This window comes from Streptomyces sp. SCSIO ZS0520 (genome assembly GCF_025643355.1).
GTDB lineage: Bacteria > Actinomycetota > Actinomycetes > Streptomycetales > Streptomycetaceae > Streptomyces > Streptomyces physcomitrii.
Genome location: NZ_CP092644.1, coordinates 7580115 through 7597934 on the forward strand (window position 1 = coordinate 7580115; position 17820 = coordinate 7597934).

Genomic DNA, 17820 nt, shown 5'->3' on the forward strand with positions numbered 1-17820 from the left:
GTTCTTCTTATGGCTGATGCACTCTCCCTTGTCGCGCGTTCCCTGACGGAAATCCGCCCGGATCTGGGTGAGGAGGGCACGCCCATCACCCGGGAATCGGTTCTGTTCTATGCGACGGACCCCGGCGTTCCGATTCTCGGTCTCGACTCGATGGAGGCCCTGGAACTCCTCGCGATCCTCGAAGAGGAATGCGACGTTCAACTGGCCGACACCGGAATCCGCATAGCCGAACTCCACACGGTCGGCGATGTGGTGGACGCCCTGGAGAAGGCCCTGTGACCGGCGCCGCCGCCCGCCCGGAGCGGTCCTCGTGACGGCCCGGGGCCACCGGCGGGTACTGGTCACCGGCATGGGCGTCGAGTCCTGCGCCGGCGGCACCCCCGAGGAGCTGTGGAAGGCCCTCTCCGCCGGGGAACCGGCCCTCGCCCCACTGGAGTTGGAGGAGCCGCTGCCCTGCGAGGTCGGCGGGGCGGTCACCGGCTTCGAGCCCGGCGACTACATGTCGCGGCAGCAGGTGCGGCGGACCTCCCGCTTCCAGCAGCTGCTCTTCGCCGCCGGGGTCAAGGCCGTCGAGAACGCCGGGCTGCGCACACCCCCCGACGCCCTCTACGTGGGGACCGGGGGCGGCGGCCTGGACGAGTCGGCCCGCCTGGTGACCGTGCTGCGCGAACGCGGCTGGGCCGGCATGAACCGGCTCGGCCTGCTGCGGCTGCTGCCCAACATGGCCGCGGGCCTGCTCGCCGGGGAGCTGTCGGTGACCGGTCCGGTGCTCACCCTCTCCACCGCGTGCAGCTCCTCCACCGACGCCCTCGGGGCCGGGCTGCGCGCGGTGCGCGACGGCACCGCCGAAGTCGCCCTGGTCGGCGGGGTGGAGAGCTGGCTCGACCTGCCCTGCCTCGCCTCGTTCACGCTGCTCGACGCCCTGTCCCGGCGCCCGGCGGCCGAGGCGGCGCTGGCCTCGCGGCCCTTCGACCGGGACCGGGACGGCATGGTGCCCGCCGAGGGCGCCGGGGTCCTGGTGCTCGAATCGGAGGAGTCGGCCCTGCGGCGCGGCGCCGAGGTCCACGGGGAACTCCTCGGGGCCGCCGCCACCTGCGACGCGGGACACGCGGTGGCGCCGAGGGCGGACGGGGAGGTGGCGGCCCGTGCGGTCGTACGGGCCCTCGCGGACGCGGGTGTGGAGCCCGAGGCGGTGGACCTGCTCAGCGCGCACGGCACCTCCACGCCGCTGAACGACCGGGCGGAGACGGCGGCCATCCGGCGTGCCTTCGGCGCGCACGCCGAGCAACTGGCCATCACCGCACCCAAGTCGGTGATCGGCCACGCCTGCGGCGCCTGCGGGATCCTGGAGAGCGTCGGGCTGCTGATGGCGCTGCGCCACGACTTCGTCCCGCCCACCGCCAACCTGGAGAACCCCGACCCGGAGTGCGACCTCGACTACACCCCGCTGAAGGGCAGACCCGCCTCCCTCTCGGTGGCCGTCAAGCAGAACTTCGGCTTCGGCGGCCAGAATTCGGCGCTGGTCTTCGGCGCCGCCTGAGCGCGACCGGGACCCGGGGCCGTACCGCAACCACGCGGTACGGCCCCGGCCGTATCGTTCCTGCACGCCTGCACGCCTGCACGCCTGCACGCCTGCACGCCTGCACGCCTGCACGCCTGCACGCCTGCACGCCCGCACGCCCGCACGCCTGCGTTCCGTGCACCCGTACGCAACGCGCGCGAGGTGCGGAGCACGGGGCCCCGCGCCGCGGCCTCGTAGGGTGCGGGCATGACACGACTCGACGGTTACGGGGTGCTGGTCACCGGTGCGGGGCAGGGGATCGGGGAGGCGGTCGCGCGGCGCTGCGCACGGCTCGGCGCGCGGGTGCTGGTGACCGATCTGGCCCCGGAACGGGCCCGCCGGGTGGCCGGGCTGATCGGGGACGAGGGCGGCCGGGCGGAGGCGGCCGCCTGCGACGTCCGGGACCCGGAGGCGGTGGCCGCGGCCGTCGGGCGGGCCGTGGAGGCCTTCGGCGGGCTCGACGTCCTCGTCAACAACGCCTACGCCGCCCATCCCGACCCCGCCCGCTTCGAGGAGTACGAGGACGGGCCCTGGCTGGAGGACTTCGACGTCATCGTCAACGGGGCCTTCCGCTGCTGCCGCGCGGCCATGCGCCACCTGGCCGCGGCGGGCGGCCGGGGCGCGGTGGTGAACATCGGCTCGGTCAACGCCCAGCGCCACTTCGGCGGGCACGCCTACAGCGCGGCCAAGGCGGCGCTCGGCTCCCTCACCCGCACCCTCGCCGTGGAGAACGCCCCGCGCGGGGTACGGGTCAACCTCGTCGAGCCCGGGACCATCCGCACCTCCGTGTGGGACTCCCGCCCCGGGGCCCTCGAACTGGCCGCCCGCAGCTACCCCTTGGGCCGGGTGGGGGAGCCCGGTGACGTGGCCGCCGCCGTCACCTTCCTGGCCTCGGCGGACGCGGCGTGGATCACCGGTGTCACCCTTCCCGTCGACGGCGGCCTGCTGGTCAGCAACATGGGGCTCACCCGCGACCTCGGCGGCATCCCCGAACCGGACTCCGGTGCCCCGGGCGGCAGTTGAGCGGGCGTCCCTGAAGTCCCGTACCGGCGCATTGATGTGACGCGCCGTCAAATCCCACTGCCCCAGACGGCCTTCAGATCACCTTGAGCTTCACCAGGGCGCCGAGAGTGAGGGCGCCCGGCAGCAGCGGCACCCAGACGGTGACGATCCGGAAGCCGAGGACGACGGCGGTGGCGAGGGCGGCGGGCGCACCGGCCGCGACCAGGGCCACCACCAGTGCCGCCTCCACCGAACCGAGGCCGCCCGGAGTCGGGACCAGCGCCACGGCGCAGCTCGCGGCGAGATAGGCGAGCGCCATGTGCGTCACCGGGATGTCCAGGCCGAGGGCGAGCCCCACCGCGACAAGGCCCGAGGCCTGGAGTGCGGGAAAGGCGAGCGAGCCGCCCCACAGGGCGAGGGCCCGCGCCGGGCGCGCGTGCACGCGCCTGGCCTCACCGAGCGCCGTGCGCAGGAAGCGCAGGAGGAGGCCGCGGACCCGGCGCAGGCACAGCAGCACCCCGGCGCTCAGCAGTGCCGCCGCCCCGAGGCTCAACAGCAGTGGCCCGAGGGCCCCTTCGGGCAGCAGGGCGCCCAGCCGCAGGGCGTCCGGGAAGGCGAGCAGCAGGACGAGCAGGAGGACGAGGCGGGCCACGGTCTCGGTCAGGAGGTAGAGCGCGAGCGCGGCCGTGGAGCGCGCCGCGGGGATGCCGCAGACCGTCATGAAGCGCAGGTTGACCGCGCTCGCGCCGAGCCCGGTGGGCAGCAGGTGGTTGGCGGCGCCGGAGGCGAACTGCGTCGCCAACAGCCTTGCGCGCGGCAGGCGTTCGGCGACCGCGCCCTGCCGTGCGAAGGCGGCGGCCACCCAGGCGAGGCAGGTGGTGGTCCCGGCGACGGCCAGCCAGGTCCGGTCGGCACCGGCGAGTTGGCGAAAGCCCTCGGCCAGCACCCGCCGGTGCCGCACCGCGAGCACCCCGACCAGGGCGAGCGGCAGCAGGCACAGCAACTGCCGGAGCGGCAGCGGGCGGAGCAGCCGCCGCAGGGGCAGCGGCCGGGGGAGCCGGGACGCGGGCGCGGGGGTCGCGTGGGGAACCGTCACACCGCCAGAGACTCGGCGCCGCACATCAACGAAGGGTGGCGCCCACGGGGACGGCGGCCGACACCCGGGCCAAGGACGCGCGGCGGGCCGGGAGTCGGGTTCCCCGCAGTTCCCGTCCGTCGAGGGAGGGCACGGGCGAGGGCCGTCCGGCGATCAGTTGACCTGAACCTTGCTTGAGGTTCTACGTTCCTCCCATGAGCATGGAAACCACAGCCTGGGTACAGCTGCAGAACGTCCTCTCGGCACAGGACCGCACCCGCCCCTTCCGTCGCGCGACCCTGCGCCGCATCGCCGACTTCGCCCGCCCGCACCGCCGCCGCATCCTGCGCTTCCTCGCGGTGAGCGTGGCCACGGCCCTGCTCGCCGTCGCCACCCCGGTCCTCGCCGGACATGTCGTCCAGGCGATCGTCTCCGGCGACGACCCGGGCACCGTGATCCGCCTCGCCCTGCTCATCGCGCTGATCGCGCTCGGCGAGGCGGGGCTCGGCCTGGTCAGCCGCTGGCTCTCCGCGAGCCTGGGGGAGGGGCTCATCCTCGACCTGCGCACCGCCGTCTTCGACCATGTGCAGCGGATGCCGGTCGCCTTCTTCACCCGCACCCGCACCGGCGCCCTGGTCAGCCGCCTCAACAACGACGTCATCGGCGCCCAGCGCGCCTTCAGCAACACCCTCTCCGGCGTCGTCACCAACCTGGTCACCCTGGTCTTCACGCTGGCCGTGATGCTCACCCTGTCCTGGCAGATCACCCTGCTCGCGATGGCCCTGCTGCCGGTGTTCGTGGTCCCCGCCCGCCGGATGGGCGCCCGGATGGCGCGGCTCCAGCGGGAGGCCGCCGAGCTCAACGCGGCGATGGGCACCCGGATGACCGAGCGCTTCTCCGCCCCCGGCGCCACCCTCGTCAAGCTCTTCGGCCGCCCGGACGAGGAGTCCGCCGAGTTCGCGGCCCGGGCCCGCCGGGTCAGGGACATCGGCGTACGCACCGCCATGGCGCAGTCCGCCTTCATCACCGCCCTCACCCTGGTCTCCGCCCTCGCGCTCGCCCTGGTCTACGGACTCGGCGGCTACTACTCGCTGCGCGGCGGCCTCGACGCGGGCGATGTGGTCGCCCTCGCCCTCCTGCTCACCCGCCTCTACGCCCCGCTCACCTCGCTCGCCGGGGCCCGCGTCGAGGCCATGAGCGCGCTGGTCAGCTTCGAGCGGGTCTTCGAGGTGCTCGACCTGCCCCCGCTCATCAAGGAGCCCGACGCGCCCCGCCAGGTGCCCGAGGGTCCGGTCTCGGTCGAGTTCGAGAAGGTGCGCTTCGGCTACCCGGCCGCCGACAAGGTCTCCCTCGCCTCCCTCGAAGAGGTGGCCACCCTCGACGACCGCGGCGGCTCCGAGGTGCTGCACGGCGTCTCCTTCCGCGCGGAACCCGGCCAGACCATCGCCCTGGTCGGCTCCTCCGGCGCGGGCAAGTCCACCATCGCCCAGCTGCTGCCCCGCCTGTACGACGCCGACGGCGGCACGGTCCGGATCGGCGGCATCGACGTACGCGAACTGTCCGCGGCCTCGCTGCGCGGCACCCTCGGCATGGTCACCCAGGACGGCCACCTCTTCCACGACACGGTCCGCGCCAACCTGCTGCTCGCCAAGCCGGACGCCGAGGAGGCCGAACTCTGGGACGCCCTTCGCCGGGCCCGCCTGGAGGCGCTGGTGCGCGCGCTGCCCGAGGGCCTGGACACCGTGGTCGGCGAGCGCGGCTACCGGCTCTCCGGCGGCGAGCGGCAGCGCATGACCCTGGCCCGGCTGCTGCTCGCCGGTCAGCGCGTGGTGATCCTCGACGAGGCCACCGCGCACCTGGACAACACCTCGGAGGCGATGGTCCAGGAGGCGCTGACCGAGGCACTGGCGGGACGCACCGCCCTGGTCATCGCCCACCGGCTCTCCACCATCCGCTCGGCCGACCGGATCCTGGTGGTCGAGGAGGGCCGGATCCTCGAACAGGGCACCCACGAGGAACTCCTCGCCGCCCGGGGCCGGTACGCCGAACTCCACGGCACCCGATTCCCGCAGGAGCAGGCGGAGCAGGGGGAGTTGACCGAAGAGGCCGCGGGGGTAACGGCCTGAGCCGGGCCTGTGCTGACGAGACGTCAGGAGCCGGACGCCTCCTCCTGCCGGAGCCCGGGGACCTGTCAGCGGTGCGAGGCGGGCCGGGGCACCGTGCGAGTGCCCCGGCCCGCGGCCGTGCCGGCCCGGCGGCTCAGCCCGCCGTGGTGCGCAGGTCGGCCAGGGCGGCCGCGGTCAGCCGGCGCGGTTCCGCCTCCGGGTCGACCAGGACCACGGTGCAGTCCGCGGTGTGGGTGAGGGCGGTGGTGAAGCTGCCGTCGGCGAACTGGGCGAGCGGGCCGCGCGGGGAGCGCCCGACCGCGACCGTACGGGCGTGGACCTCGGCGGCGTGCCGGGACAGGGCCCGCCCGGCGGCGGCGTGGTCGCCGACGCTGGTGAGGATCTGCCCGCCGGCGGCGACGCCGAGCCCGGTGAGCCGGTCGAGGTGCGCGGTGACCGCCTGCCGGGCCGCCGCCTCGGTCTCCGTCTCGGCGGCTTGACCCGCGACCACAGCGGTCTGCCGCACATGCACCACCTCCAGGGGGCTGCCGGTCTCGCGGGCCAGCCGCGCCGCGGTGTCCACGGTGGCGGCGGCCCTCTCGTGGGCGCCGACCGCGACGATCACCGGAGCGCCGCCGGACGCGGCCGGTGCCCCGACGGGGGTGAGCGTCGGGGAGACGGGTTGGCCGTCGCCGGGGGACTGCTCGGCCCGCGCCAGCAGCCGGTGGCCGCTGGCCAGGACCGGGATGGCGAGCAGGAAGGTGGCGGCCCCGAGGTAGAAGGGGACGCTCAGATCGGTGGCGTCGGCGAGCTTCCCGGCGACGTACGGGGCGAGTCCGCCGCCGATGAAGCGCAGGAAGCCGTACGAGGAGGAGGCGACCGGGCGGTCCACCGGGGAGACCAGCATGACGGCCTGGGTGGTGAGCGTGTTGTTGATGCCGATGAAGGCGCCGCTGACGACGACCGCCACGATGACCGTGGTCGGGGAGGCGACCCCGGCGGCGATGACCGCCATCACGGCGCCGAGGCCGAGCAGGTTGGCGTACAGGACCGGTGCGGTGCCGTAGCGGGCCTGCAGGCGCGGGGCGAAGAAGACGCTGAATCCGGCGACCAGCAGACCCCAGGCGGTGAAGACCAGGCCGAGTTCATGGGCGCCCAGCTCCATCGGGTACGGGGCGTAGCCGAGCATGGTGAAGAAGCCCCAGTTGTAGAGCAGCGCCATGATGCCCATGGTCAGCAGGCCGCGGTGGCGCAGCGCCTTGAGAGGGGCGAGCGGGGAGGTGACCCGTTCGGGCTTCGGCAGGTCGGGTACGAAGACGAGGGTGGCGACCAGGGCGACGGCCATCAGCACCGCGACGCCGAAGAAGGGGCCGCGCCAGCTGAGGGCGCCGAGTTCGCCGCCGAGCAGCGGGCCGACCGCGATGCCGAGTCCCAGGGCGGTCTCGTAGAGGATGATCGCCCCGCCGAAGCCGCCGCTCGCGGAGGCCACGATCACCGCCAGGGAGGTGGCGATGAACAGGGCGTTGCCCAGTCCCCAGCCCGCCCGGAAGCCGACGATCCCGTTGATGGAGTCGGTGGCCCCGGCCAGGGCGGCGAAGACCACGATGACGGCGAGCCCGGCGACCAGGGTGCGCTTGGCGCCGATGTGGCTGGAGACCCAGCCGACGAAGAGCATGGCGACCGCGGTGACGATCAGATAGCTGCTGAACAGCAGGGAGACCTGGCTCGGGGTGGCGTCCAGGTTCTCGGCCAGGGCGGGCAGGATCGGGTCGACCAGTCCGATGCCCATGAAGGAGATCACGCAGGCGAAGGCCACGGCCCAGACGGCCTTGGGCTGGCGGAAGGGGCTGGCGGCCCTTCCCTTCGGTGCACTCATGGGGGTGTTCCTCCGGTTTCTGGGGACGGTCCGTACGGATCGGAGGCGTGAACGCCGCGCGGGCGCAGGGGAGTTCAGGACGGGGTCCGGCGGGCCTGGCGGTCCTGGACGGCCCGGGCGAGGGCGGGCAGGGCGAGCCGCACCGCCTGCCGCTCCGGCTCGCTCAGCTCCTCGACGAGCAGCTCCAGGGCCCGGGCGCGCTCGGCACGCCGCTGGTGGAAGACCTCCAGGCCCGCTTCGGTGACCTCGACCAGCACGCCCCGGGCGTCACCGGCGTCGGCGACGCGGCGGACCAGCTCCGCGCGCTCCATGCGCGTGACGAGCTGGGTCATGTTCGGCTGGGAGACCCCCTCCGCCCGGGCCAGCTCGGTCAGCCGCAGGGGGCCCTCGCGGGTCAGGCGGCCGAGTGCGGAGGAGGCCGCGGTGCTCAGCCCGCCGGCGAGGGTGCTCTGCCGGACGTGGCGGACCAGCTGCTCCACGGCGATGGCCAGGGCCTCGGCCGAGGTTCCAGGGTCCGGGACCCGTGCTGCGTTTTCCATAACCCGCTTATGCATAAGCTCATGATGCATCTGGATGTACCGTGCAGCAAAATTCCCGTCCCCCGGGCGGCGGGGCAGGGGAGCGCCGCCTTCCCGGGGTGGCGGCCGGAGTTCAACCGGGGGTGCACGCGCTCAATCACCCGCCGCGGCCTGCCGTACCACCTGCCGGAAGCGGGCTGGGAAGCGGAGGCGACCGACGAAGCACGGCACAACGGGACGGGCCTCGGGGGGCGGATGGACGGCCCGGTGTCCGGACCGCCCACGTGACGGTGATCACGGACGCCTTTGGGGGGTGCTGCGTAGGCTTGTGCCGTCGCCGCGGGAATGCGGGAGTGCGGGTGAAGCTTTCCCGGATTCGCCCGACGATGCGTCCGAGAGGTCGGCGAGTGGCCGGCGTGAGTCCGCGGAGGCCGGGGCGGCTGCCCGGTCGTGCGACTCGTTGTAGAGTGCGGAAACAGCCCTTGACCTGCAAGAACGCAGGCAGGGAGCCCAGATCCAGGAGTCCTCGATGCTGCGTACCATGTTCAAGTCCAAGATCCACCGTGCCACGGTGACCCAGGCCGATCTGCACTACGTCGGCTCGGTCACCATCGACGCCGATCTGCTCGACGCCGCCGATCTGCTGCCCGGCGAGCTGGTGCACATCGTCGACATCACCAACGGCGCGCGCCTGGAGACCTACGTCATCGAGGGCGAGCGCGGCTCCGGGGTGATCGGGATCAACGGTGCCGCAGCGCACCTGGTGCACCCGGGCGACCTGGTGATCATCATCAGTTACGCTCAGGTCGAGGACGCCGAGGCCAGGGAGTTGCGGCCGAGCGTCGTCCACGTCGACAAGGACAACCGCATCCTCGCGCTCGGCACCGACGCCTCCGCGCCCGTCCCCGGCAGCGACACGTTCCGCAGCCCGCAGGCGAAGGCGCCGGTCACCGTCTGACCGGTCGGCGGCGCGGGACTACGGAGAGGCAGAGGGCGATGAGCGAGATCGACATCCGTGACGACCGCGCCGCGGGCATGCTGGAGGCCGTCGAGGACGGCGCCGTCGTGGGCCACATCCAGTACTTCGTACTCGAGGAGCCGGGCCGCGCCGTGGTGCCGGTCCACACCATCGTGGACCCCGGGCACGAGGGCCGGGGCATCGCCGGATCACTCGCCTCCGAGCTGTACGTGCGCGCCGCCCGCGAACAGCTCCCGGTCGCCCCGCTCTGCCCGTACGTCGTGAAGTGGGCGGCCCGGCACCCCGAACAGGCGCCCGCCGCCGACCCGGAGCTGCTCGAAGCCGCCAAGGAGTACGTGCGCGCCCACCCCGGCCGGTTGTGACCGGCCCGGCGCCCGGGAGCGCGGGCGTCCTCGCGCTGCTGCACACCTCGCCCGTCCACGTCCCGGTCTTCGAGGCCCTGCGCGAGGCGCACCACCCCGGCCTCGCCCTGCGCCATCTCGTACGGGAGGAGCTGCTGACCAGGGCCGCGGCCGAGGGACCGGCCTCGGTCGCCGCCGAGGTCCGAGGCGCCGTGGTGCGGGCCGCGCGGGACGGGGCCGAGGCCGTGCTCTGCACCTGCTCCACGCTCGGCGGCGTCGCCGAGTCGGCCGCGGCGGCGGCCGGGGTCCCCGTGCTGCGCGTGGACCGGCCGATGGCCGCCGAGGCGGTGGCCGCCGGACCGCGGATCGTGGTCCTCGCGGCGCTGGCCGGAACCCTGGAGCCGACCACCGGGCTGATCGCCGAGGAGGCGCGCCGGGCCGGGCAGGAGGTTGCTCTGCGGTCCGTCCTGGTGCCCGGGGCCTGGGAGCTCTTCCGGTCCGGGGACGGGGAGGGCTATCTCGCCCGGGTCGCCGCCGCAGCACGCGAGGTCTCCGGGGCCGACGTCCTGGTCCTCGCCCAGGCCTCCATGGCACCGGCCCGGGCGCTGCTGACCGGCGGGCCGCCCGTCCTGTCGAGCCCAGGGCCCGGCCTCGCCGCCGCGGCCCGGGCGGTCCGCGGCTGAACCCCGCCGGACGATCCGCGGGACGCAGGGCCGGACGGCCGTGCGGAGGTGGTACGACGGTGGTATGACGGGGTGAGTGAGCGCGATCCCGCTGGGTACCTGTGGGAGAAGTCCAGAAGCCGACGCACGTCGACCGGCCTGGAGGCCACGAAATGACGCACCCGTACCCCGATCCGATGCCACCCGGCCCCGTACCCCCCGGGCCCACGCCAGGGCCCGACGGTCCTGAGCCGCCCGTTCCGGTGCCGCCGGTGCCGGGACCCGGCGGGCCGGATCCCGCGCACCCCGAGCCGGTGCCGGGTCCCCCGCCCTCGCCGATCCCGCAGCCGCCGGGGCCCGAGCCGAGCCCGGAGCCCCAGCCGGGACCGGCCTCAGGCGGCTGAGGCCGCACGCACGGCAGACCGGTCCACCCGGCGACCCGGGCCACCGTCCGTCCGCGGGCGGTGGCCCCGCGCGTTCCCTCCCCGCGCGCCCCGTCACTCCACCCCCTCTTCCTCAGGAGCGTCCGTGGCCCAGACCGATCTGCCGCTCGACCAACTGCGCGCGTACCGGCCCTCGTTGCCGGAACCGGAGGACTTCGACGCCTTCTGGGAGAAGACGCTGGCCGCGGCGGCCGAGCACGAACTCGCCGCCCGGTTCGAGCCGGTGGAGCTGCCACTGCCCGGGGTCGAGGTCCTCGACGTGAGCTTCGCGGGGTACGGCGGGCACACCGTCAAGGGCTGGCTGGTGCTGCCCGCGGGCGCCCGGGAGCCGCTGCCCGCGGTCGTGGAGTACATCGGCTACAACGGCGGGCGCGGGCTGCCGCACATGCACCTGCTGTGGGCGGCGGCGGGCTTCGCGCACTTCGTGATGGACACCCGGGGCCAGGGCAGCGGCGGCCTCGCCGAGGGCGCCACCCCGGACCCGGTCGGCAGCGACCCCGCCTTCCCCGGCTATCTGACCCGCGGCATCGGCGACCCGCACGACTACTACTACCGCCGGGTCCACACCGACGCCGTACGCGCGGTCTCGGCCGCCCGGGCGCACCCCCTCGTGGACTCCGCGCGGGTCGCGGCACTCGGCACCAGCCAGGGCGGCGGAATCACCCTCGCCGTGGGCGCACTGGTGCCGGACCTGGTGGCGATCGCCCCCGATGTGCCCTTCCTGTGCGACTTCCCGCGGGCGGCCACGCTCACCGACCGGCTGCCGTACCGGGAGATCGGCCAGTTCCTCAAGGCACGGCGCGCGGACCGGGAGACCGTCTTCCGTACGCTCTCCTACTTCGACGGGGTGCACTTCGCGGCGCGCGGCCGGGCGCCGGCGCTCTTCTCGACCGGACTGGAGGACATGACCTGCCCGCCCTCGACGGTCTTCGCCGCCTTCAACGCCTACGCGGGCGAAGACAAGACAATCGAGGTCTACCCCTTCAACGACCATGAAGGCGGGGGCCCTTACCAGCAGCTCGCTCAACTGCACTGGCTGCCGGGCAAGTTGAGGACCTGACCGGCAGGGGAGCGGGCGCGGGGAGCCGCCCGTGCGCCGGTGCGTGCGACTCAATGCGCCCTTGTCCGTGCGCCCCGACACCGCGTATTTTTGCGGCCCTTGAAGCCTTGCGGAGCGGTGCGCCGCCCAGAGGAAAGCATTGAGGGGGCATTCATGGCCGCACGCGGTCGTCACCGCCGGCAGCAGCCCGGTCTGGTCAATCGGGCTTCACTCACCGTCACGGTAGGCGGCGCGGGCATGGCGCTCCCCCTGCTCGGCGCGGGCCTCGCCCACGCGGCGGACACCAGCACCTGGAACAAGGTGGCGGCCTGCGAGTCCACCGGCAACTGGAGCGTCAACACCGGCAACGGCTACTACGGCGGGCTCCAGTTCAGCCAGTCCACCTGGGAGGCGTACGGCGGCCGCTCCTTCGCGGCCCGCGCCGACCTCGCGGGCAAGGACCAGCAGATAGCGGTGGCTGAGAAGGTCCTCGGCGGCCAGGGCCCCGGTGCCTGGCCCAACTGCTCGGGCCCCGCGGGACTTTCGCGCGGCGAGGCCGCCCCGGGGACCGAGCGGGTGCGCCCGCCGGCGCGCACCCAGGTCGCGGACGTCAAGCCGCAGACCACCCCGCAGTCCCGCGCGGGCCGGGCCGAGATGTACACCGTGGTCTCCGGGGACACGCTCTCCCAGATCGCCGAGGAGCGCCGCGTCGACGGGGGCTGGCAGCGCCTCTACGAGGGCAACCGCCGTACCATCGGCGGCGATCCGGACCTGATCCTCCCCGGCCAGCGGCTCTCCCTGGACGCCCCGGCGCGACCCCGGACCCGTCCCGCGCAGCCCGAGCAGCCGGAGAAGGACGAGGCCCGCAAGCCCTCGAGCCACCCGGCGCCCGCGAAGGACTCGCCGCGGCCGAAGCCCTCCTCGCCGACCACCCGGCCCAGCCCCGAGCACACCAAGCCGGCGCCCTCCAAGACCACCCGCCCCGCGCCGAGCAAGTCCGAGCGCCCGGCTCCGCACAAGACGCACAAGCCCGCCCCCGAGAAGCCCCGTACCGAGGCGCCGAAGCCCAAGCCCAAGCCGCACAAGCCGGCGCCCGCGAAGGTCTCGCACCGCTTCTCCGCCCCGGTCTCGGCGTCCACCGGAACCCAGTACCGCGTCTCGGGCAGCTCCTGGTCGAAGGGCTACCACACCGGCGTCGACTTCCCGGTGCCCACCGGCACCTCGATCAAGTCCGTCTCCGAGGGCCGCGTCGTCTCGGCGGGCTGGGGCGGCTCGTACGGCTACGAGGTCGTCATCCGGCACGCGGACGGCAGGTACAGCCAGTACGCCCACCTCTCGGCCATCTCGGTGCGCTCGGGGCAGAGCGTGGTCGCGGGCCAGCGTATCGCGCGCTCGGGCGCCACCGGCAATGTCACCGGGCCGCACCTGCACTTCGAGATCCGTACCGGACCCGGCTTCGGCTCCGACATCGACCCGCTCGCCTATCTGCGGGCCAAGGGCGTCGGCCTCTGACAGCTGCGCGCCGCCGGGCTTTCCCGGCGGCGCGTTTGTGTTCGTGTGCAGGTGAACTGCCCGCCCGCGGGCGGGAGCCGACCGCTCAGGGCGGTGGTCCCGCGAGGGCGGCGGGACTCAGGAGCGGATCTCCGCGCGGGAGTGCCGCGCGTTGAACACGACCTTCGCCGGGGCCGCGTGCCGCACCGGCAGGGACGGCTGCCGCGCCGCGGCGGCAGGGGGCAGGCTCCGCAGCACCGCGCCCCGCTCCTCGGGATCCGGGCCCTTCGGGCTCGGCAGACCCCCGGCCGGCGGTCCCGGGAACTCCGCCCCGCCGCCGGGAGCGGGCACCTTCGCCTTCGCGTCCCGCCCGAGCCGCTCGGTGGTGAGCAGCACCAGGCCGACCGCGGCGAGCGCGCCGCAGCCGAGCGCGAGCACGGTGCCGGCCCAGCCGTAGCGGAAGGTCTCGCCGAACATCGTCAGGCCGACCGCCGCCGCGGCCACCGGATTGACCACGGTCACCGTGGCCAGCGGCGCGGTCAGGCCCGCGCCCCGGTAGGAGGCCTGGGAGAGCAGCACACCCGCGGTGGCGAAGACACCGATCGCCGCCAGCGAGGGCAGCTGGTCCACCGCCGCATGGGCGGAGACGTCCACCGCGACGGTCTTGGTGAACACCGAGGCCATGCCGAAGGCGACACCGGCCGCCGTCGCCAGGAGCACACTGCGCACCGCCGGATGCCGCTGCGCGGTCTGCGCCACGGCCACCACGACCACGATCGCGCCGACCGTGCTGAGCGCGAGGGCCAGGCGCTCCACGCTGCCGAGGGACTGCGAGTCGGCGGAGCCGGTCAGCGCGAGCAGCCCGGCGAGCCCGATCGTCGCGAGCACCGCGCCGCGCCAGGCGGCGGCCCCGGCCTTGCGGTGCACCAGGACCGCGGCCATCGGCAGCACGAAGACGATGGTCAGCGCGCCGAGCGGCTGGACCAGGCTGAGCGGGCCGAAGGCGAGCGCCACCACGTGCAGCAGCGCGCCGAGACCGTTGAGGGTGATCGCGCCCCACCAGCCGGGACTGCGCATCGGCGCGTACGGGCGGTCCGGGTTGTCCCGGGCCACCTGCTCCTGCCAGATCGCACCGCCCGCGTAGAGGACGGCGGAGACGAGGGACAGGACCACGGACAACGTCAGGGCGTTCATCCGGTGCTCCTCGGTGAGCGGGCGGATACGCCCCGGCGCGGCGTACGGTCGGCTTCCATGGTTCCACCATGACGCGTGAGAGCGCTCACGTCGTCGTACCTGAGGGTGCCTTGCCTCCTACTGCCGATGGAGTACACCCCCGGCGCCTTCATGCTCGCGGGGGTCGCCGGACCCTCACAAGCCCCGAGTCACGGCCGCGTGAGGGGGGTTGGTGTACTTCTGCCATGGTCCAGGATCTCGACACGGCGGCACTCGCGGACATCGGCGGATTCTTCGCGCTGCGCACCGGCCGGCCGCCGCGTGCGGCCCGCCCGCTCGCCGAGGCCTACGCGCTCGTACCGGGCGGCAGCGATCCGCTCGCCGTCCGCGTCGGCCTGGTGACCGGGCGGATCGGCGCCCCCGAGGCCAGGGTCGCGGTCTCCCTCGTGCAGCTCGGACTGGCGGCCCGGATCTGGTCGCTGCACCTGGGCGCCGCGGTGCTGCACGGGGCGCTGCCCGACCTCGACCCCGCGCGGGTGCACTGGGACCCCGAGGCGGCCACCGGCGAGGACCTGTGGCTGGCTCAGGCGCGCATGCTGCCCGCGGACCCGGAGGCCGTGGACCGGGCGGTGCGCGGGCGCCACCTCGACCCGCTGGCCGCCGTACTGCACCGGCGCTACGGGCTCGCCGAGGGGCTGCTGCACGGCAACTCGGGCTCCGCGCTCGCCGGTGCCCTGCGCGAGCTGGACCGCTGGGCGCACCGCACCGGCCGCCCCGAGGCCGCCGCCCGCGCCCGCGCCCTCGGCGACGCCTTGTTCGCCGACCCCGTCCTCGCGGCCACCGGCCACCGCGAGGGCACCGCCTTCCGGCGCCGCAGCTGCTGCCTGTACTACCGGGTCCCCGGCGGCGGGGTCTGCGGCGACTGCTGCTTCACACGGCCGCCGGGGACCGCGGGGCCGGGGCCGGTGCGGGGGAGCTGAGCTGTGGCCCGAGGCGGTTTGGCGGGAGCGCGGGTGCCTACGTAAAGTTCGGCTTTTGGAACATCAGGGCGCACCCCCACCGGCGCACGCACATTCTGAGGAAGCACCGCGATGACGGCGACACAGGAAACCCCCGAGTACGGCCCCGGCATCGACCCGGAGCGCCTCGCGGTGTGCCTGAGCGTGCTGGACGAGCTGGACGGGCTGGAGGTCGACCACCCGGACGCGATCGCCGTGCGCCGCGCCACCGCCGGGATCTACCGCACCGTGAAGCAGCGGCGCCGCCAAGAGCGCAGGGCCGCCAAGACCGCCCACGACAAGGCGGTCACCGAGTCCACCGCCACCGGCTCCGCGGAGCGCATCGACGACGAGACGCAGGGGCTGCTGCCGTCCTCCAGCAGCCTCGGCGAGGTCGCCGGGATACTCCAGCGCCCCCGCTCCTGCTACATCTGCAAGCAGCGCTATGTCGAGGTCGACGCCTTCTACCACCAGCTCTGCCTGCCCTGCGCCACCGAGAACCGGATGCGCCGGGACGCCCGCGCCGACCTCGGCGGCAAGCGGGCCCTGCTCACCGGCGGGCGCGCGAAGATCGGCATGTACATCGCGCTGCGGCTGCTGCGGGACGGCGCGCACACCACCGTCACCACCCGCTTCCCGGCCGACGCGGTACGCCGGTTCAAGGCGATGCCGGACAGCGACGAGTGGATCCACCGGCTGAAGATCGTCGGCATCGACCTGCGCGACCCGGCGCAGGTGGTGGCCCTCGCCGACTCGGTCGCCGCCGCCGGGCCCCTGGACATCCTGATCAACAACGCGGCGCAGACGGTGCGCCGTTCACCCGGCGCCTACCGTGAGCTGGTGGCCGCTGAGTCCGCGCCCGCCCCCGCGGGCGCGCTGCCCGCCGCCGAGGTGATCGGCGGCTTCGGCTCGGGCGCCGTCGGCATGCTGCCCGAGGCCCGCCGCGGCGGACTCAGCGCCCAGGACCTCACCCAGCTCGCCCTGGTCGCGGGCTCGGCGACCCCCGCGCGTATCGAGGCGGCCACCGCCATCGACGCGGGCGGACTCGTGCCCGATCTGCACGACACCAACAGCTGGGTGCAGACCGTCGAGGAGGTCGACCCGGTCGAGCTGCTGGAAGTGCAGCTGTGCAACTCCACCGCGCCCTTCGTGCTCATCAGCCGGCTGCGCCCGGCCATGGCCGCGGCCGCGCGCGCCGGTTCGCGTGCCTACATCGTGAACGTCTCCGCGATGGAGGGCGTCTTCGCCCGCGGCTACAAGGGCCCCGGCCACCCGCACACCAATATGGCCAAGGCCGCGCTGAACATGCTGACCCGCACCAGCGCCCAGGAGATGTACGAGCGGGACCGCATCCTGATGACCGCCGTGGACACCGGCTGGATCACCGACGAGCGGCCCCACCCCGACAAGATGCGCCTTGCCGAGGCGGGCTTCCACGCGCCGCTCGACCTGGTGGACGGCGCCGCCCGGGTCTACGACCCGATCGTGCGCGGCGAGGCGGGCGAGGAGCTTTTCGGCGTCTTCCTGAAGGACTACGCGCCCGGCAAGTGGTGAGCCCGGCCGCCGAACGCGGCCGACCCGTGCGGTGAGCCCCGCCGAGCCTGGCTGACCGCGCGGTGAGGGCCGCCGCGCGCGGTACGGATCCGGCCAAGTGCACGTCACCGCGCCCAGGGCCCCGGTGGACACGGTCCGGCGCCGCGTGATCCGCGCGCCGTGGACCCCGGCGGTGCGGGGCCGGAAGCGGAGCCGGTGCCGCTCGGGATCCGCCGCTCCACCGCACTCGTGTGCGGCCGGCGCGGAACCCGGCCGGTGAGCCGCGTTCCGGAGGGTGTGCCGGGGCTCCGCGAGGGGTCCGCCGGGTGCCGTCGGAAGTCGTAGGAAACCTTCCGGCCAGTTCCCCGGATGTGCTGTCGATCACACCCTCTCCTGTGTGACCTTGTCGGGGGGATGCAGGAGGGGGGAGTGCCCGTGTGGGGCTCATGGTGTGTGCCGGCCGCCCGGCCGGGCCTGCCGCGCCGCGACCAGTTCGAGCACCGGCCGCCAGTCCTCCAGGACCCCGGCGTCCAGTGCCGCCGCCCGGGCCGCGGCCCCGGCCTGGTGCAGCGTGAGGGCGTCGGGGGCGGGCTCGGCCCCGGGGCGCTCCCGTACCAGCCGCGCCACCCGCAGGCCGAGCAGTTCGCGTACCGCCTCCGCCGCGAGGTCGGCGTGCCCGTTCGGCTCACCCGGACGGAGGGCGTGGCCGATTCCGTGGACCAGCCCGGCGACCTGCAACTCCTTGTCGCTCGGGTGGCTTCGGCGCAGCAGCGCGGCGGTCTGGAGCGCATGCTCGTGCAGGTCGACCGGGCCGCCGCGGTCCCCGGCGGCGATCCGCAGGCCGCGGCAGGAGTCCAGCAGCTCCATGAGTTCCTCGACGCTGAGCGGCTCCAAGACGGGCTCCCTCCCTCGGGCGGACCGGCGGCGGAAGAAGCAGAGCATGACCGCGTGAACGACAGGCGACCTGAAAAGAACCAGTTGTTTCTCGCGCTATCGAGCGCGGGGCCGCTCATCTGGTTACCCT

At 74.3% G+C, this 17820-nt stretch carries 16 protein-coding genes; 11 read left to right on the plus strand and 5 right to left on the minus strand.

Translation table 11 applies throughout. From position 1 onward, the window contains the following. Positions 1-9: 9 nt before the first annotated feature. The 3 genes from MID12_RS31095 (at position 10) to MID12_RS31105 (ending at position 2584) form a co-directional block, all read left to right on the plus strand. Positions 10-279, plus strand: a complete 270-nt coding sequence (locus MID12_RS31095) for a phosphopantetheine-binding protein (RefSeq protein ID WP_040255471.1) — start codon at positions 10-12, stop codon at positions 277-279. A 31-nt stretch (positions 280-310) separates the two neighbouring features. Beyond that, the gene (locus tag MID12_RS31100; RefSeq protein WP_263172482.1) at positions 311-1540 is read left to right on the plus strand and encodes a beta-ketoacyl-[acyl-carrier-protein] synthase family protein; all 1230 of its coding nucleotides are present in this window, start codon (positions 311-313) and stop codon (positions 1538-1540) included. 228 nt (positions 1541-1768) lie between these two features. Then, positions 1769-2584 carry an SDR family NAD(P)-dependent oxidoreductase gene (locus MID12_RS31105; RefSeq protein WP_263172483.1) on the plus strand — a complete coding sequence of 272 codons (816 nt, stop codon included), beginning with the start codon at positions 1769-1771 and terminating at the stop codon, positions 2582-2584. Positions 2585-2657: 73 nt separating this feature from the next. Here MID12_RS31105 and MID12_RS31110 read toward each other — a convergent pair whose 3' ends face one another. Continuing rightward, positions 2658-3659, minus strand: a complete 1002-nt coding sequence (locus tag MID12_RS31110; RefSeq protein ID WP_411577025.1) for a lysylphosphatidylglycerol synthase transmembrane domain-containing protein — start codon at positions 3657-3659, stop codon at positions 2658-2660. Between the two features lie 194 nt (positions 3660-3853). On the opposite strand from MID12_RS31110, the gene MID12_RS31115 reads away from it, so the two are divergent. Next, positions 3854-5764, plus strand: a complete 1911-nt coding sequence (locus tag MID12_RS31115) for an ABC transporter ATP-binding protein (protein ID WP_263172484.1) — start codon at positions 3854-3856, stop codon at positions 5762-5764. Between the two features lie 133 nt (positions 5765-5897). Here MID12_RS31115 and MID12_RS31120 read toward each other — a convergent pair whose 3' ends face one another. After that, on the minus strand, positions 5898-7619 hold the full coding sequence (locus MID12_RS31120) for an MFS transporter (protein ID WP_263172486.1): 1722 nt from the start codon (positions 7617-7619) through the stop codon (positions 5898-5900). Positions 7620-7693: 74 nt separating this feature from the next. Beyond that, positions 7694-8158, minus strand: a complete 465-nt coding sequence (locus tag MID12_RS31125) for a MarR family winged helix-turn-helix transcriptional regulator (protein ID WP_237282986.1) — start codon at positions 8156-8158, stop codon at positions 7694-7696. Positions 8159-8666: 508 nt separating this feature from the next. Here MID12_RS31125 and panD point away from each other — a divergent pair. The 5 genes from panD to MID12_RS31150 all read left to right on the plus strand — a co-directional run bounded on the left by panD (position 8667) and on the right by MID12_RS31150 (position 13113). After that, entirely contained in the window at positions 8667-9095 is a 429-nt protein-coding gene (panD, locus tag MID12_RS31130; protein ID WP_040255573.1) for an aspartate 1-decarboxylase, read from the plus strand. A 38-nt stretch (positions 9096-9133) separates the two neighbouring features. After that, positions 9134-9478 carry a GNAT family N-acetyltransferase gene (locus MID12_RS31135; RefSeq protein ID WP_040255574.1) on the plus strand — a complete coding sequence of 115 codons (345 nt, stop codon included), beginning with the start codon at positions 9134-9136 and terminating at the stop codon, positions 9476-9478. Then, the gene (locus MID12_RS31140; RefSeq protein WP_263172491.1) at positions 9475-10140 is read left to right on the plus strand and encodes an aspartate/glutamate racemase family protein; all 666 of its coding nucleotides are present in this window, start codon (positions 9475-9477) and stop codon (positions 10138-10140) included. Before MID12_RS31135 ends, MID12_RS31140 begins: the two co-directional genes overlap by 4 nt. Before the next feature lie 507 nt (positions 10141-10647). Beyond that, positions 10648-11622, plus strand: coding sequence for an acetylxylan esterase (locus MID12_RS31145; RefSeq protein ID WP_263172493.1), 975 nt, complete (start codon positions 10648-10650; stop codon positions 11620-11622). Positions 11623-11775: 153 nt separating this feature from the next. Next, a complete protein-coding gene (locus MID12_RS31150; protein WP_263172495.1) occupies positions 11776-13113 on the plus strand; it encodes a transglycosylase family protein in 1338 nt (445 codons plus the stop codon). 117 nt (positions 13114-13230) lie between these two features. On the opposite strand, the gene MID12_RS31155 is transcribed toward MID12_RS31150, so the two are convergent. After that, positions 13231-14286, minus strand: coding sequence for a DMT family transporter (locus MID12_RS31155; protein WP_107071435.1), 1056 nt, complete (start codon positions 14284-14286; stop codon positions 13231-13233). A gap of 224 nt (positions 14287-14510) precedes the next feature. Between MID12_RS31155 and MID12_RS31160 the strand changes: the two genes are divergently transcribed. Further along, positions 14511-15245, plus strand: coding sequence for a (2Fe-2S)-binding protein (locus MID12_RS31160; RefSeq protein WP_263172499.1), 735 nt, complete (start codon positions 14511-14513; stop codon positions 15243-15245). A 111-nt stretch (positions 15246-15356) separates the two neighbouring features. Next, complete coding sequence (locus MID12_RS31165; RefSeq protein ID WP_263172501.1) at positions 15357-16817, plus strand: SDR family NAD(P)-dependent oxidoreductase; 1461 nt, start codon at positions 15357-15359, stop codon at positions 16815-16817. A gap of 423 nt (positions 16818-17240) precedes the next feature. On the opposite strand, the gene MID12_RS31170 is transcribed toward MID12_RS31165, so the two are convergent. Beyond that, positions 17241-17690, minus strand: a complete 450-nt coding sequence (locus tag MID12_RS31170; protein WP_263172502.1) for an inositol oxygenase — start codon at positions 17688-17690, stop codon at positions 17241-17243. Between the last annotated feature and the right edge of the window lie 130 nt (positions 17691-17820).

Coding starts and splice junctions, on each gene's coding strand:
- MID12_RS31095 (WP_040255471.1), top strand. CDS start 10: ATGGCTGATGCACTCTCCCTTGTCGCGCGTTCCCTGACGGAAATCCGC.
- MID12_RS31105 (WP_263172483.1), top strand. CDS start 1,769: ATGACACGACTCGACGGTTACGGGGTGCTGGTCACCGGTGCGGGGCAG.
- MID12_RS31115 (WP_263172484.1), top strand. CDS start 3,854: ATGAGCATGGAAACCACAGCCTGGGTACAGCTGCAGAACGTCCTCTCG.
- MID12_RS31120 (WP_263172486.1), bottom strand. CDS start 7,619: ATGAGTGCACCGAAGGGAAGGGCCGCCAGCCCCTTCCGCCAGCCCAAG.
- MID12_RS31125 (WP_237282986.1), bottom strand. CDS start 8,158: ATGGAAAACGCAGCACGGGTCCCGGACCCTGGAACCTCGGCCGAGGCC.
- panD (WP_040255573.1), top strand. CDS start 8,667: ATGCTGCGTACCATGTTCAAGTCCAAGATCCACCGTGCCACGGTGACC.
- MID12_RS31135 (WP_040255574.1), top strand. CDS start 9,134: ATGAGCGAGATCGACATCCGTGACGACCGCGCCGCGGGCATGCTGGAG.
- MID12_RS31150 (WP_263172495.1), top strand. CDS start 11,776: ATGGCCGCACGCGGTCGTCACCGCCGGCAGCAGCCCGGTCTGGTCAAT.
- MID12_RS31155 (WP_107071435.1), bottom strand. CDS start 14,286: ATGAACGCCCTGACGTTGTCCGTGGTCCTGTCCCTCGTCTCCGCCGTC.
- MID12_RS31160 (WP_263172499.1), top strand. CDS start 14,511: ATGGTCCAGGATCTCGACACGGCGGCACTCGCGGACATCGGCGGATTC.
- MID12_RS31165 (WP_263172501.1), top strand. CDS start 15,357: ATGACGGCGACACAGGAAACCCCCGAGTACGGCCCCGGCATCGACCCG.